Annotated in this window: 14 protein-coding genes; 1 reads left to right on the top strand and 13 read right to left on the bottom strand. The window is 70.0% G+C overall.

The annotated features are described in order from the left end of the window. Window positions 1–251: 251 nt before the first annotated feature. The 12 genes from OIB37_RS05925 to OIB37_RS05870 form a co-directional block, all read right to left on the bottom strand. Window positions 252–1430, bottom strand: a complete 1179-nt coding sequence (locus OIB37_RS05925) for an HTTM domain-containing protein (RefSeq protein ID WP_330456464.1) — start codon at window positions 1428–1430, stop codon at window positions 252–254. Then, the gene (locus tag OIB37_RS05920; RefSeq protein ID WP_330456463.1) at window positions 1420–1974 is read right to left on the bottom strand and encodes a DUF5819 family protein; all 555 of its coding nucleotides are present in this window, start codon (window positions 1972–1974) and stop codon (window positions 1420–1422) included. The genes OIB37_RS05925 and OIB37_RS05920 overlap by 11 nt, the downstream gene beginning before the upstream one ends. A gap of 299 nt (window positions 1975–2273) precedes the next feature. After that, window positions 2274–3548 carry an ice-binding family protein gene (locus OIB37_RS05915; protein WP_330456462.1) on the bottom strand — a complete coding sequence of 425 codons (1275 nt, stop codon included), beginning with the start codon at window positions 3546–3548 and terminating at the stop codon, window positions 2274–2276. 540 nt (window positions 3549–4088) lie between these two features. Beyond that, the gene (locus OIB37_RS05910; RefSeq protein WP_330456461.1) at window positions 4089–5309 is read right to left on the bottom strand and encodes an MFS transporter; all 1221 of its coding nucleotides are present in this window, start codon (window positions 5307–5309) and stop codon (window positions 4089–4091) included. A gap of 236 nt (window positions 5310–5545) precedes the next feature. Beyond that, a complete protein-coding gene (gene rocD / locus OIB37_RS05905) occupies window positions 5546–6772 on the bottom strand; it encodes an ornithine--oxo-acid transaminase (protein WP_330456460.1) in 1227 nt (408 codons plus the stop codon). Further along, window positions 6769–7581: a dimethylargininase gene (gene ddaH, locus OIB37_RS05900; RefSeq protein ID WP_330456459.1), complete on the bottom strand. Its 813-nt coding sequence runs from the start codon at window positions 7579–7581 to the stop codon at window positions 6769–6771. Before ddaH ends, rocD begins: the two co-directional genes overlap by 4 nt. Window positions 7582–7744: 163 nt before the next feature. Next, window positions 7745–8230: an Lrp/AsnC family transcriptional regulator gene (locus OIB37_RS05895; protein ID WP_330456458.1), complete on the bottom strand. Its 486-nt coding sequence runs from the start codon at window positions 8228–8230 to the stop codon at window positions 7745–7747. A gap of 90 nt (window positions 8231–8320) precedes the next feature. Continuing rightward, entirely contained in the window at window positions 8321–8488 is a 168-nt protein-coding gene (locus OIB37_RS05890; RefSeq protein WP_330456457.1) for a hypothetical protein, read from the bottom strand. 136 nt (window positions 8489–8624) lie between these two features. Then, entirely contained in the window at window positions 8625–9575 is a 951-nt protein-coding gene (locus OIB37_RS05885; protein ID WP_330456456.1) for a cytochrome c oxidase assembly protein, read from the bottom strand. Window positions 9576–9698: 123 nt separating this feature from the next. Beyond that, a complete protein-coding gene (locus tag OIB37_RS05880; RefSeq protein WP_330456455.1) occupies window positions 9699–10724 on the bottom strand; it encodes a 6-phosphofructokinase in 1026 nt (341 codons plus the stop codon). Between the two features lie 200 nt (window positions 10725–10924). Beyond that, a complete protein-coding gene (locus OIB37_RS05875) occupies window positions 10925–11653 on the bottom strand; it encodes a type 1 glutamine amidotransferase (RefSeq protein WP_330456454.1) in 729 nt (242 codons plus the stop codon). Window positions 11654–11673: 20 nt separating this feature from the next. Beyond that, the gene (locus OIB37_RS05870; RefSeq protein ID WP_330456453.1) at window positions 11674–12912 is read right to left on the bottom strand and encodes a MurT ligase domain-containing protein; all 1239 of its coding nucleotides are present in this window, start codon (window positions 12910–12912) and stop codon (window positions 11674–11676) included. A gap of 151 nt (window positions 12913–13063) precedes the next feature. On the opposite strand from OIB37_RS05870, the gene def reads away from it, so the two are divergent. Beyond that, the gene (gene def, locus OIB37_RS05865; RefSeq protein WP_330456452.1) at window positions 13064–13618 is read left to right on the top strand and encodes a peptide deformylase; all 555 of its coding nucleotides are present in this window, start codon (window positions 13064–13066) and stop codon (window positions 13616–13618) included. 77 nt (window positions 13619–13695) lie between these two features. Here def and OIB37_RS05860 read toward each other — a convergent pair whose 3' ends face one another. Further along, the gene (locus OIB37_RS05860; RefSeq protein ID WP_330456451.1) at window positions 13696–14340 is read right to left on the bottom strand and encodes a TetR family transcriptional regulator; all 645 of its coding nucleotides are present in this window, start codon (window positions 14338–14340) and stop codon (window positions 13696–13698) included. Between the last annotated feature and the right edge of the window lie 134 nt (window positions 14341–14474).

The following is a 14474-nucleotide window of genomic DNA, read 5'->3' as shown; positions in this document are numbered from 1 at the left end:
ACGCGCCGGTCCGATCGCTGTACCGCGTGATCCTGCGGGCTCCATGTAAACGCGAAACGCCGGGAGCGGATTCAGGTCCAGACGGATGATCACGGCCTCCCCCAGGCCGTGGCCCTGGGGGAGGCGGAGATCGGTGACGACCTCGTCGGCCCGGAGTCCACCGACGGCTCCACCGATGCCCTGCGCGGCGGCACGACCAGCGATGTGGACGCGCAGGACACACCCAACGATCGGAATCGGAAGGGCACTCCTCAGTGCCCTGTGCCCTGATCGTGCCGCTTGGCCGGACTGTCCTTCCGCTCCGCCGAAAACGCGACTCGACGGATCGAGCCGAGTGCGCTGCCGGGCCCGCTCTGTGCGGGTACGGCTCCAAGTCTTGCCGCTCGTCCGGTCGCCGTTCGCCGCCGGTCCGTCCGCTGTGCGGCGCGTCGGCAGAGACGGGGCACGAGGGTGTAGAAGCGGTCGGGGAGGAACACCGCGTCCGCGACGATCATCGCGCCGGAGAAGAGAGGCAGCCCCATGAGCACGGCGATACCGGTGTGCATGCCCAGCAGCATGATGAGAACGGGATACTTGAGCCTGCCGAACAGCACGAACGGGAAGGCCACCTGTAGCAGCACGGTCATGTAGCCGGCGACGGCGACCACGAGCGTGTGTTCGTCCACGAAGTGGGAGAGCGCGGGCCAGGGCCGGAAGAGTTCGAGGTTCAGGACGTAGTGGAGAGCGGTGCCACTGCCCCAGGAAGCACCCTGGACCTTGTACAGGCCGGCCGATCCGTAGAGGAAGCAGACCTGTGCCGCGATGAGGAACATGCCGCAGTTGTGCACCACCGTGGTCAGGCTGGTGCGGGCATCGCGGAATTCCCGCGCCAAGAGGCCGCCGGCCCGTTCCGCCGCGTCACCCGCACGAGCTGCCTTCAGCCGGTGTCCGCGTGCGTCCAGGGACCAGCGGCGGCCACAGGCGGTGAGGGGCAGGTAGAGGGCCATCAGCAGGACCAGGTTGTCGCCCCCGTCCGTCATGAAGATCGCCCGCGCGTGGAACGAGGTCACCACAACGGCGAAGAGGACGGACGTGACGCGGGTCCGCCAGCCCAGCATGAACAGGGCGGACGCGACGAGGGCCAGCGCGTAGCAGAGATCGAAGTAGACACGGCTGTCGGACAGCGCCAGAACGCTGTTCCATCCCGTCTGCTCGAAGAGCTGGTGGGCCAGTGCGGGCGTCCACGGGGAGGCTGGGCCCCAGATCTCGTCCCGGTGCGGGAACTCACGCAGCAGAAAGATCAGGTAGAGCAGTCCGTAGCCGATGCGCAGCACCGATGCGGCGTACAGGGAGACCGGGCGGCGGGTCAGGAGGTTCCACGCGGCGGTGATGCGGTCGTGGACCCACTGCTCGACGCCGGCGGACGCGGTCCTCTGGGCCTCATTTTCCATGGCGGGTCACCTTCCACCAGGGCAGAAGCCGGTTCTCGACCGGCGTCGGCGGGCGATTGCCGGCGGCGGGGCCGGGTGCGGCGATGGGCAGTGTGACGACGCGGAGCTGAATGAAGTCGAAGGTGCCCCTGTGGCGGGCGGTGGCGCGGTCCGCGGCGATGTTCCGCAGGTACTTCTGCATCATCAGGGCGCGTTCCGTGCGTGCCTTGTCGTCTCCTCCGTGGGAGTCGACATAGCCGGCCCACGCGCGGCGCAACATGTTCTGTGCCGTGTGGCTCGGGAACGCCTGATGCCTGACCGCGGAACTGTCGATGGCGGTCAGGTCGAACCAGGAGCTCACCTGAACCGATCCGCCGGGGCCGGTGTGCGCGGTTCTCGCCAGAATCTTCCGGTTGACGGATTCGGGGTCCGGGGCGAAGAGCCGCCAATTCTGTTCGAAGAAGGGGTACACCCACGCATTGATCAGCGGGGTGTATCTCTTGGAGGCGGTGTTGGCCGGTGCCACGTGAAGGAACACCAGAATCACGTGGAAGACGGTCGTCACCAGGCACAGGAGCACGGTGCCGCGCAGCCCGATCTGCAGTGCCCGGACACCTCTCGACACCCCAGTGGGAACAGGTGTGGCGTCGGGACATTCCTGCGTGGCCGGACTGGAGTCGGGTTGCTGGACTTTCTCCGTGTCCGCTGAGTCAATTCCGCTCGACACCGCCTACCTGTCTTTCTCTGTGAACTGCTTGCGCCGGGCGTTTTTTCGCCGGCCGAAACCGACGGCGCGCGGCGGACTCGATGAGAATTCCGCCGCGTGCCGTCATTCGGTGTGCGGACCGACCCGCAGTGCGCTGCTTAGCCCTCGTAGCTCTCGGAGTGGTCGTCGCCCTTGTAGCCCTTGGGCGCCTCCGCGTAGCCGTAGTCCTCGTCGGACTGCTGGCCGTGGTCCTCCTGCTGGCCGTGCTCGTCCTCGCCCTCGGGCTTGCCGGGAGGGATGTGCTGCCCGTGGTCGGGCTTGCTGCCGTGGGCCGGCTTTCCAGGCTTGCCACCGTGGTCCGGCTTGCCCGGCCCGTGGCCGTTGCCGCCCGTGGTGTTCCCGCCCGTGGTGTTCCCGCCTGTGGTGTTCCCGCCCGTGGTGATTCCGCCGGTGGTGTTCCCGGCGGTGTTGCCCGAGGTGTTCCCGGAGGTGGTGTTCCCCGCGGTGTTGCCCGCGGTGTTGCCGGACGTGTTGCCGGCGGTGTTGCCCGAGGTGCCGCCGGTGCCGACGATGGGGCCGCCGAGCAGGCCGCCGGTGACGAGGCCGCCGCCGAGGAGCCCTCCGCTCGTGCCCGCGGTCGTGCCGGTGGTGGTTCCGGTCGTCGTGCCGGTGGTGGTGCCGGTGGTGGTGCCGGTGGTGGTGCCCGTCGTCGTTCCACCCGTGGTGGAACTCGCGCACCCGTTGAGGAAGACCCTGTTGTTGTTGAGGGTCACGGCCCCCACCTGGGCCAGCAGCCGGCCCTCGATGTTCGCCCCCTGGTTCGCGGTGATGGAGATCCCGGTCATGAGGGTGCCCACGAAGCTGGAGGTGACGCCGAGCGTCGCCGAACTGCCGATCTCCCAGTACACGTTGCACGCCGAAGCGCCGTTCGTGAGGAGAATCCGGCTGGAGGTCGCCGTCGTCAGGGCTTCGGGAATCTGGAAGACCCAGACCCCGTCCGAGCTTCCCTGGCCGTCCAGGACCAGGTCGCCGGTGATGCCGAGACCGGCCGTGGCGTGGTAGACGCCGGGCAGCAGCGGAGGGCCTCCGCCGATTCCCGGGGGAAGCGGGAAGTCCTGGGGCTGGCCGGCGGCGTTGTTGTATGCCACGAGCAGGTCGCTCTTGGCCTGGAGGGCCGCAGCGTCCGCGCGGTGCACGGCGCCACCCACCTGGCCGGGCGGGAATCCGGAGATGGCCGGGTTCGGGTGCGTCCCGAGGTCGTGGGCGAGCACCGAATTGCCGGTGTTGGTGACTCCCTGACCCGCCAGAACGGAGTAGCCGGCGGCTGTGCCCAGGGGTACGGGCAATGCGATCGCCGACGCCGACGTCGGCGTCATGACGACCATTGCGGCGGAGACCGTCGCGGCGAGGGCCGAGGCCAGCAAGCCGGACATGGTACGGCGGTGGGTCGCTGGAGAGATCTTCAGCTTCATGGAAAGGCCATTTCCTGTGGGGGCCGAGGCGTACCGGGCCCTACCGATCACCCGGGAAGCCTTGTTGCTGATGCCGCATATTACGCAGAAATATCTGCACCTTGGCATATGCGACGTGCGGCGAATTGTTGCTCATTCGAACGGCGTACGGCGTTACGGAAATCATGTGATTGACATTTCCGACCCGATGCCCAGCTCTCGCGTAGGGCTCTCGGGCGAAAATGTGGGAAATATAATTAATTCTGTCCGGGCTTCCGAGGGAGTGGTGAACGCGGGACGGCAGGAGTCATGCGACGCCCTTCTCGAGGCGCTGGACATGGCGATCACCTCCGGGGTACTACGCGCGCGACGCCGCGAGGTACCCCGGAGGTCAAGCGTCGCCGCGGCGCGATCCCGGTGCCGACCCACCGCCGAACTACGCCATCCCGACGATCGCCCCCACCTCGCTCACGGTTACGTTGCCGTCCGAGAGTTGCGTGGGAGCGCTCTTCAACTGGCCCCTCACGTCTGCATCTCCGGCGGTGCGGCCGGCCGGGCGGATCTCGGTTCCGCGTCCGGATCGGGGGCGTTCCTGCGCAGCCCTGTGCCGAGCAGCATGCACGCGAGGGCCAGCGCGAAGAGTGTGAGGGGGAGCGCTGTGACATCCAGGCCGTCGATGACCACGCCCAGCAGGGGCGGGAAGGTGACGCCGCCGAGCATCGATGCGGCCATGACATACGCACCCGCCGCGGCCACGCCTGGAACCGCGCGGTTGAGCCAGGGCAGACACGTGGGAAAGATCGGTGCGATGGCGAGGCCCACCCCGACGTAGGCGTAGGGGGCCGCCATGGGCAGGGTCGCGAGCAGCAGGGAGCCCGCCATGCCGGCGCAGCAGGCGGTGAGAATCGCGGGCGCGGAGAAACGCAGGCTGAGCGGGACCACGATGAAGCGGCCGACGGTCATGGCGCTCCAGTACGCCGACGTGGCGGTCGTGGCGGTCGCGGCGGAGTAGCCCACGCTCTCCAGATGGGTGGGTTCCCATCCGCCGACCCCGGTCTCGATGGCCACGTGCAGCACATAGACGCCGATGAACGCGGCGATGACGGGCGCGACGCGCACATCCCGGCGCGACGTGACTTCGAGAACCGTCTCCCGCTCCTGGGCGGTCACCCCGCCGAGGGTGAGGAGGACGACCACGCAGACGACGGCGACACCGATGAAGATGCCCGGATAGTTCTTCGCACCGAGCCACCCCACCAGGGCGGGCCCCGCGACAGCGCCGACACCGAAGTGGCCGTTGAGCAGATTGAGCATCGCGGAGCCGCGCCGGCCGAAGCCGACGGTGAACAGATGGTTGAGGCCGTAGACGACGCCCCCGAAGCCGAGACCGATGACGAAAGCGCCGGCCAGGGCGACGGGCCAGACCGGCGCGAGAGCGAACGCCGACGCTCCGAGAGCCATGAGGACGTAAGAGGCGCCGAGCAGCGTCCGGTGGCCCAGCCGGCCGTTCAGCAGACGGTAGACGAGCACACCGAGCGCGGCGGCGGCGAACTGCGCGCTCAGGCTGAGCCCGGCGACAGCCGGGCTGATGCCGTACTCCCTTTGCAGGGTGGGCATCACGGGTCCGTACAGCGCCTGGAGTGCCCCCACCAGCACGAACCCCACGCAGGAAGCCGCGATCGCCACGGCGGTGAACGGCGGACGGGGGGCTGACAGCGCATCGGGTCCAGGCACTGCGGACATCGGACTCCTCGCGGGGCAGGGACTTGTCCTGCGTCCGGTCTACCCGACCGCTCCCACGCCCGCCCGCATGTTGCCCAAGGCGCTCGACGCCGACTTCGTGCGGGACCGCCCCCAGGGACCGCCCCCAGGGACCGGCCACGCCGATACGAACGCCGGACGTCCGGCCGCATGCCGAGCGGGCGGGGGCCGGCACCGCCGGCCCCCGCCCCGTCTCCATGCCCCCTGCGGGGCCGCGCTCAGTGGCCCTGACCGAGCACCCTCTCCAGCGCGGCGAGCGCGGAGCGCAGTTCGCCGGCCGTGACGGTCAGCGGGGGAGCCAGCCGGATCGTGGAACCGTGGGTGTCCTTGACCAGCACCCCCTCCCGCATCAGACGCTCGCTGATCTCGCGCCCCGTGCCCAGCGCGGGATCGATGTCGACGCCCGCCCACAACCCGCGCGCCCGGAATCCGGTCACGCCCTTGCCGACCAGCTCGGCCAGACCGTCGCGCAGGACGACGCCCAGCTCCGCGGCCCGGCGCTGGAACTCACCGGTCTCCAGCAGTTCCAGCACCGCGATGCCCACGGCCGCCGCCAGCGGGTTGCCGCCGAACGTGGAGCCGTGCTCGCCCGGGTGCAGCACGCCCAGCACCTCGCGCCGCGCCACCACCGCCGAGACGGGCACGATGCCACCGCCGAGAGCCTTGCCGAGCAGCAGCACGTCCGGGACCACGTCCTCGTGCTGCACGGCGAGGGTACGGCCCGTGCGGCCCAGCCCGGACTGGATCTCGTCCGCCATGAACAGGCAGCCCTTGCGCCGGGTCAGCTCCCGGACGCCCGCCAGGTACCCCTCGTCCGGGATGACGACCCCGGCCTCGCCCTGGATGGGCTCCAGCAGCACCGCGGCCGTCGTGTCGTCGACCGCCTCCTCCAGTGCCGCGAGGTCGTTGTACGGCACGACCTTGAAGCCGGGCGTGAAGGGGCCGAAGCCCGCCCGCGCCGTCTCGTCCGTGGAGAAGCTGACGATCGTGGTCGTACGGCCGTGGAAGTTGTCCGCCGCGACCACGATCGTCGCCCGGCCGTCCGGGACGCCCTTCACGTCGTACGCCCACTTGCGGGCCACCTTGATGCCGCTCTCCACCGCCTCGGCGCCGGTGTTCATCGGCAGCACCATGTCCAGCCCGGTCAGCTCCGCGAGCCGCTCGGCGAACTCGGCGAGCCGGTCGTTGTGGAAGGCGCGGGAGGTGAGCGTGAGGCGGTCCAGCTGGCGGTGCGCGGCCTCGATCAGGGCCGGGTGGCGGTGGCCGAAGTTGAGGGCCGAGTAGCCGGCCAGCATGTCGAGGTAACGCTTGCCCTCGACGTCCTCCACCCAGGCCCCCTCGGCCCGCGCCACGACGACGGGCAGGGGGTGGTAGTTGTGCGCGAGGACCGGCTCCTCCGCCCGGATCAGGTCGGCGGACGTGCGCGCGTGCGCGAGTGCGGTCATGAGCGGATCTCCTGGGTGCAGCACTTGATGCCGCCGCCGGCCTTGTGGAACTCGGACAGGTCGACGGGGACGGGGTCGTATCCGTGGGCGGCCAGGCGCTCGGCGAGCGCCTCGGCCTGCGGGGCGATGAAGACGTGGTGGCCGTCGGACACGGAGTTCAGGCCGAAGGCCATCGCGTCCTCGCGGGTGGCGAGCACCGCGTCCGGGTACAGGCGCCCCAGCACCTCCAGGCTGCCCGCCGAGAACGCCTCCGGGTAGTAGGCGACGTTGTCGTCGTCCAGGACGAACAGGGCCGTGTCCAGGTGGTAGAAGTACGGGTCCACCAGGGTCAGCGCGATCACCGGGTGCCCGAGGAACTCCTGGAGCTCGTGATGGGCCTCGCGGGTGGTGCGGAAGCCGGTGCCTGCGAGCACGTAACGGCCCGTCCACACCAGGTCGCCCTCGCCCTCGGTCACCGACAGGGGCCGGTACACGTCGTAACCGGCCGACTTGAACCAGCCGTCGAAGTGCTCGGACTCGGGGCGCCGCTCCGGCGCGTGGAACAGGGAGCCGAAGACCCGGCCGCCGACCACGAACGCCGCGTTCGCGGCGAAGACCATGTCGGGCAGGCCCGGCACCGGCTCGACCGACTCGACGGTGTGGCCGTGGGTGCGGTAGGCGTGCATCAGTGCCTGCCACTGCTCTTGGGCCAGATCCACGTCGACGGGCGTGTCGGGGTGCATCCAGGGGTTGATCGCGTACTGCACGGCGAAGTGTCTGGGTTCGCAGACAAGGAAGCGCCGCGGGCGCGCCACACGACTCTCGAGCACAGAGGGTTCCCTCCGCTTTCCTGTGTGTCACTTGGGGTTACACCAAGGTAAGAAGTGACCGAGACGGTCGACAAGCAACAAAAGCTGCGCGTCCGCGCAGTATCGCTGCGTTCTCACCAGGGAGAACGCAGGACACCTGCGCGTGTCTGAGGTTTGGGAGCGATCACTCGGGCGCGACTTGGGTGGCGCCCGCTTCCGGGCTTTCCGGGAGGAGGTGGGACAGCACCATCACGCTGATCGTCTTCCGGATGAACGGTTCGGCACGGATGCGCTCCAGCACGCCCTCGAAGTGCTCCACATCCCGCGCCCGCACATGCAGCAGCGCGTCCGCGCCGCCGGTCACCGTCATGGCCGCCGTGATCTCCGGATGGTTGCGCACCACCTCGGCCAGCCGGCGGGGCGGGGCCGCGCCCTCGCAGTACACCTCGACGTACGCCTCCGTGCGCCAGCCGAGCGCGGAGGGCTGCACGGTCGCCGTGAAACCGGTGATCACCCCGGTCTCCCGCAGCCGGTCCACGCGCCGCTTGACCGCGGTGGCCGACAGCCCGACCGCCCCGCCGATCTCGGCGAAGCTGCTCCTGGCGTTGGCCATCAGCGCGGTGATGATCTTCCGGTCGAGGTCGTCGAAGGACGCGGCCCTGCTGTTCATGCGGGAACTGTAATCACCTCTGACCGGGACGAGCGGCAATCACCCCTGCCCAGGACATGCGGCAATCACCCCCACCCGGACCGAGCACCCCTAGGACTGGGTGACGACCATGGCGAGCGTCAGCAGGCCGAGGACCACCCATCCGAACCAGAGCCAGCCGTTGCTGCCGAGCGCGACCGTGTACGCCGTGACGACGACGAGTCCGCCGACGGTCAGCGCCCCCATCGCCTTGGTGGAACCCTTCGCGGAACCGGGCATCGCGGCACCCTCCTCGTGGGACGTCCCTCACCATGGTGCCCCGGCACGGCCCGACAGGACACAGCGCGGGGCCGGCTTCGCGATACCGCGATGCCGGCCCCGGGGAAGTTCGGTGTCGTGTGTCCGCAGTGCGGACTCAGCCCTTGCGCGCGCTCAGCGACGCCAGGTAGGCGTTGTACGCCTCCAACTCCTTGTCGCCGTCCCGGTCGGCGGCCCGGTCCGAGCGCTTGGCCTGCCGCTGCTCGGAGCCGTACCACTGGAACAGCAGCGCGATCAGCACCAGCACGGAGGGGACCTCGCTGAAGCCCCAGGCGATGCCGCCGGCCGCGCTCTGGTCGGTGAACGCGTCGATGCCGAGCGAGGCGGGCGGGTTCTTGAACGTCTCCACCATGGGCGACGACGCCATCATCAGCGCGATGCCGAAGAACGCGTGGAACGGCATGCCGGCGAACAGCTCCAGCATCCGCATCAGATGGCCCGGACGGCGCGGCCCGGGGTCGACACCGATGATCGGCCAGAAGAACGCCACGCCCACCGCGAGGAAGTGCACCATCATCCCGATGTGGCCGAGCCTGGACCCCATCAGGAAGTCGAAGATCGGGGTGAAGTACAGCGCGTACAGGCTCGAGATGAACAGCGGGATGGTGAACGCCGGGTGCGTGATGATCCGCATGTACCGGCTGTGCAGCAGCGCCAGCAGCAGCTCACGCGGCCCCTTGCGGCCCTTCCCGGCGACCGGCAGCGCGCGCAGCGCCAGTGTGACCGGGGCGCCCAGCAGGACCAGGATCGGGGACACCATGCTGATCACCATGTGCTGCACCATGTGCACGCTGAACATGATCATGCCGTAGTCGTTCAGCCTGGTGCACATCACCAGCCCGATGCTCAGCACACCGAGGACGTACGACACCGTCCGCGCCACCGGCCAGGAGTCCCCCCGCCGCCGCAGCCGCACGACGCCCCAGCCGTACAGCGCGAGCCCGGCGACGCAGGCGACGAGAAAGAAGGGATCCGCCGACCACTCGAGCCCCCTGCCCAGCGTGAACGGCGGCAGATCCATCATCATGCCGTGCCCGCTGTGATCCATCCGGCAGCTCCTGATTCGTGGGGGTTGTGCAAGTCTGTCCGGACCAGACTAGAGTGGCCCCCACTCACCTCCTCGACCGGGTCCGGCCGCGCACGGCGCCCGCACCGGCGGTTCGGCGCGACCTCAGAGAACGCACTCCGCCTCGTCGTACCGCTCGGCGGGAACGGTCTTGAGGCTCTCCACCGCGGCGGCCAGGGGCACCATCACGATGTCGTTCCCCCGCAGCGCGGCCATCGTCCCGAACTCCCCGCGGTGCACCGCCTCCACGGCGTGCCACCCGAACCGCGTCGCCAGCACCCGGTCGTACGCCGTCGGTGTCCCGCCCCGCTGCACATGCCCGAGGATCACCGGGCGGGCCTCCTTGCCGAGCCGCCGCTCCAGCTCGACCGACAGCTGCCGGGCGATGCCCGCGAAGCGCTCGTGGCCGTAGACGTCCTTGCCGCCCTCGTCGAACTCCATCGAACCCGGCCGCGGCTTGGCACCCTCCGCGGCGACCACGATGGCGAACCGCTTGCCCGCCTCGAACCGCGCGCCGACCTTCTTGGCCAACTCCTCGATTTCGAAGGGCCGTTCGGGTACGACGACGGCGTGGGCGCCGGCCGCCATGCCGGAGTGCAGCGCGATCCAGCCGGTGTGCCGGCCCATGACCTCGACGATCAGCACGCGCTGGTGGGACTCGGCGGTGGTCTTCAGCCGGTCCAGCGCCTCGGTGGCGACGCCGACGGCCGTGTCGAAGCCGAAGGTGACGTCCGTGACGGCGATGTCGTTGTCGATGGTCTTGGGCACGCCCACGATGGGCAGGCCGTTGTCCGACAGCAGCCGGGCCGCCTTGAGCGTGCCCTCGCCGCCGATCGGGATGATCGCGTCCAGGCCGAGCTCCGCGACATGGCCCCTGGCACGCTCGACACCGTCGCGCAGATGCTCCGGACGTACCCGGGAGGAGCCGAGGATGGTGCCGCCGCGGGCGAGGATGCCGCCCACGGCGTCGAGGTCGAGCTTGACGCAGTCCGCTTCCAGGAGGCCCTTCCAGCCGTCCCGGAAACCGATGACCTCGTCGCCGTGGTCGGCGACGGCGCGGTGGACTACAGACCGGATGACGGCGTTCAGGCCGGGGCAGTCGCCGCCGGAGGTGAGGACACCAATGCGCATAGCCCGAATTACCTTCTCGACGTGGGCCGGGAGACCGGACCGCGTTGTCCGGCGGATTCCCGGTCACCCTACCGGCGTCAGGGGGTGCTTCCGTAGCGGGCGTCCGCCTGCTGGACGCGCCCGCACATGTGAGCGGACGGACCGTCAGGCGGGCCCGCTACGGAAGCGCCGGAACCCGTCGAAGAGCCCCCGGGAAACGCCTACGCCGACTGCTGGGCGGAGGCGATGCGCTCGTTGCGCAGCGCCTCGTACCACCGGTCGTCGATCGGCGGCAGGGCGTTGACGTCCAGCGCCAGCTTCAGCAGCAGGTCGGCGACGAGCGGGTTGCGGGCGAGGACCGGCCCGTGCATGTACGTGCCGAAGACGGTCCCGTTGTACGCGCCCTCCGTGCCGTCCCCGGTGCCGTTGCCCCGGCCCAGCTGGACCTTGGCGAAGGGGCGGGCGGTGGCGCCGAGGTGGGTGACGCCCTGGTGGTTCTCGAAGCCGGTCAGCTGGGGCAGGCCGAGCTGCGGGTCGATGTCCCCGAGGACGTCGCCGACGCACCGCTCGCCCTCGCCGCGCACCGACACCACGTCGAGCAGGCCGAGGCCGGGCTCACGCTGGCCGAGGTCGTTGATGAACTCGTGGCCGAGGATCTGGTAGCCGGCGCACACGGAGAACACGATCGCGCCGTTCTCCACCGCGCGGTAGAGCTGGCCGTCGCGCCGCAGCCGCTCGGCCGCGAGCCGCTGGGGCCGGTCCTCACCGCCGCCGATCAGGTAGATGTCGCCGGAGGTCGGGATCGGCTGGTCGCTGCGCACGTCCAGCCGTGCCACGTCCAGACCACGCTGGCGCGCCCGGCGCTCCACGACAAGCGCGTTGCCCTGGTCGCCGTAGGTGCTCAGCAGGTCCGGGTAGATCCACACCAGCCGCAGTTGGTTGTCGCTCATGAAGTGATCGCCCTTCCTGATCAGTTGCCGACGCGGCGGCGCAGGTCCTGGAACGCGGTGTAGTTCGCGATGACCTCGATGCGTCCCGGAGGGGCCATCTGTACGGCCTGGTCGAGGTTGTCACAGACCTGGAAGTGCTGGTTCGCGACCTCCAGGCGGACGGCGAGGTCCAGCTTCCGGTCGCCGAGCACGAAGATCGGGTGGCCGGTCAGCCGCGTGTAGTCGACGTCCCACAGCCAGGAGGTGTCGGTGCCGTCGGCACCGCGCGCGTTCACGGAGAGGATCACCGGAGTGGGCGGCGGGTCGATCAGGGAGAACGTCTCCAGCCAGCCGGCCGGGTTCTTGGCCAGCAGCAGCCGCAGGTCACGGCCCTCGAACTGGACGACGTCGTAGCGTCCGGCGACGGCCTGCACCTGGTACATCCGCTCCAGGCCGACCTGCGGGGGCACCCCGAAGACGGCCGCGACGGCCGCGGAGCTGGTCGCGTTCGCCTTGTTGGCGCGGCCGGGCAGCTGCAGGTGGATCGGCCACGCGGAACCGTGCGGGTCCAGCACGTGGTCCCCGGACAGGGCCCAGCTCGGCGTCGGCCGGCGGAAGCCGCACTCGCCGCAGAACCAGTCGTCGCCGGGGCGCTGCATGACCCCACCGCACGACGGGCAGGACCAGGCGTCGTCCTTCCACATCTGCCCCGCTGCGACCCAGATCACATTCTGGGAGGAGGAGGCGGCCCACACCACCAGCGGGTCGTCACAGTTGGCGACGATCACGGCCTTGGAGCCGGACAGGCCCTCGCGCCAGTTCTCCGCCAGCATGCGGGTCTCGGCCGCGCGGTCCAGCTGGTCGCGGGAGAGGTTCAGCAGCGCGATGCACTTCGGGCTCGTGTCCCGGGCCACACCGGCCAGGTACTTCTCGTCGACCTCGATGACGCCGAACTTCGCGTCCGAGCCGCCCGCCAGTGCCGAGGTGATACCGGCCGGCATGTTGGCGCCGAGCGCGTTCGACACGACGGGGCCTGCGGCGCGCAGCGCCTCGGCGATGAGCCGGGTGGTCGTGGTCTTGCCGTTGGTCGCCGACACCAGGACGACGTCCAGGTGCTGGGCGAGCCGGGCGAGCAGATCGGGGTCCAGCTTCAGCGCGACCTTGCCGCCGATCACCGACCCGCTGCCTCGTCCGGCGGCCCGCGACGCCGCGGCGACGGCCTTGCCCGCGGTCACGGCCAGCTTGGCCCGCGGCGAGAGCGGGTCCGAGTTGCCTGCCATCAGTTCTCGATCCTCCTTGCGTACGCGCCGCGACTTGGCCCATCCGGCAACGTGGTGTGGACCTCAGCCTATCGAGATCCATTCGCACACCCGAATCCCGGCCCACACCTGCGCGGCGGAGATGGGCCGAACGAACCGTACCCTTGCCGCCATGCGACACGGATCGATCCCGGGCGCCCGCGGGCGCGTCCGGCCCCTCACCCTGCTAGGCGAGCCCGTTCTGTCCGAAATGTGCCGGGATGTTACGGACTTCGGTCCCGAACTCGCAACACTTGTGGAGGATTTGTTCGCGACCATGTACGCCGCCGACGGCGTGGGTCTCGCCGCGAACCAGATCGGCGTCCCTTTGCGGGTGTTCGTGTACGACTGTCCCGATGATGACGATGTGCGCCACCTGGGCCATGTCGTGAATCCGCGTCTCGTGGAGGCGGACGGCGTGGTGATCCGCGGACCGGAGGGCTGTCTTTCCCTCCCGGGCCTGGAGGCGGGCACGGAACGCCACGACCACGCGGTGGTCGAGGGCTTCACGGTGAAGGGCGAGCCCGTCACCGTCCACGGCACGGGCTTCTTCGCCAGGTGCCTGCAGCACGAGTGCGACCACCTGGAGGGCGGCGTGTACGCCGACCATGTGACGGGCTGGCGCAAGCGCAGGCTGGAACGGCAGATCGGGCGGGCCTCATGGCGCCGGGCGGCCGGTACGGCCTGAAGGGCGAAGGGGCCGCCGTGCGGCTCCGCCGCGGGTGCGTGACGACCCTCCGCGCACCCGTGTCCGGCGGGTGGCCGTCAGAACCCGGGTCCTCCGACCCGGTTCCCGGCCGCCGCGAGCCGCCCCCACAGGAGATCCGCGAGGGACCGCACCAACTCGGCCCGGGAGCAGGGCTGTTCTCCCAGCCACCAGTCTCCGGCCGCGTGCATCATCCCGACGATCCCGTGTCCCCAGACCCGTGCCAGCTGCTGGCTCCCCGGTCCGAGATCCACGCGCTCCTCGATGACCTGGGCCAGCTCCTCGCCCATCCGCCGCAGCAGCGGAACGCTGTGCTTGCCGACGTCGAAGCCGTGGTCGCCGCCCTGGCTGCCCTCGGCGGGGTGCATCAGGAACCGGTACACCTGGGGCGCGGCCTCGATCGCCGCGAGGTACGTGTCCAGCGTGGCCTCGACCCGCTCCCGCCGGTCCGCGGGAGCGTCCAGCGCCGCCCGCAGCGAGGCGAGCAGCGCGTCGGTGTGCCGCGTGGCCAGGGCCGCGTAAAGGCCGCCCTTGTCGCCGAAGTGCCGGTAGAGGATCGGCTTCGTGATGCCCGCTTCCGCGGCGATGGCGTTCATCGACGCCTGGGGGCCGTCGCGCAGCACCACCCGGTCGGCGGCCTCCAGCAGCTCGCGCCGTCGGCGGTCGGCGGACCGCTGCTGATCGGTCCGCTGCGTGGTGTCCATGTGCTCTCCCCACCCGTGCTGTTTTGGTGACGCCTGCGCAAAGTAACACTCGCGGCCCCCCTGACATCGAACGGGTTATGCGGGCGACCTCGGTGGTTGACTTTTCCTACCGACCGGTAACACACTCGGGTTAC

The organism is Streptomyces sp. NBC_00820 (assembly GCF_036347055.1).
Lineage (GTDB): Bacteria > Actinomycetota > Actinomycetes > Streptomycetales > Streptomycetaceae > Streptomyces.
Note: the sequence above shows the minus strand (reverse complement) of the source record. Positions and strands in the feature narration are given on the sequence as shown.

Coding starts and splice junctions, on each gene's coding strand:
- OIB37_RS05925 (WP_330456464.1), bottom strand. CDS start 1,430: ATGGAAAATGAGGCCCAGAGGACCGCGTCCGCCGGCGTCGAGCAGTGG.
- OIB37_RS05915 (WP_330456462.1), bottom strand. CDS start 3,548: ATGTCCGGCTTGCTGGCCTCGGCCCTCGCCGCGACGGTCTCCGCCGCA.
- OIB37_RS05910 (WP_330456461.1), bottom strand. CDS start 5,309: ATGTCCGCAGTGCCTGGACCCGATGCGCTGTCAGCCCCCCGTCCGCCG.
- rocD (WP_330456460.1), bottom strand. CDS start 6,772: ATGACCGCACTCGCGCACGCGCGCACGTCCGCCGACCTGATCCGGGCG.
- OIB37_RS05895 (WP_330456458.1), bottom strand. CDS start 8,230: ATGAACAGCAGGGCCGCGTCCTTCGACGACCTCGACCGGAAGATCATC.
- OIB37_RS05890 (WP_330456457.1), bottom strand. CDS start 8,488: ATGCCCGGTTCCGCGAAGGGTTCCACCAAGGCGATGGGGGCGCTGACC.
- OIB37_RS05885 (WP_330456456.1), bottom strand. CDS start 9,575: ATGGATCACAGCGGGCACGGCATGATGATGGATCTGCCGCCGTTCACG.
- OIB37_RS05880 (WP_330456455.1), bottom strand. CDS start 10,724: ATGCGCATTGGTGTCCTCACCTCCGGCGGCGACTGCCCCGGCCTGAAC.
- OIB37_RS05875 (WP_330456454.1), bottom strand. CDS start 11,653: ATGAGCGACAACCAACTGCGGCTGGTGTGGATCTACCCGGACCTGCTG.
- OIB37_RS05870 (WP_330456453.1), bottom strand. CDS start 12,912: ATGGCAGGCAACTCGGACCCGCTCTCGCCGCGGGCCAAGCTGGCCGTG.
- def (WP_330456452.1), top strand. CDS start 13,064: ATGCGACACGGATCGATCCCGGGCGCCCGCGGGCGCGTCCGGCCCCTC.
- OIB37_RS05860 (WP_330456451.1), bottom strand. CDS start 14,340: ATGGACACCACGCAGCGGACCGATCAGCAGCGGTCCGCCGACCGCCGA.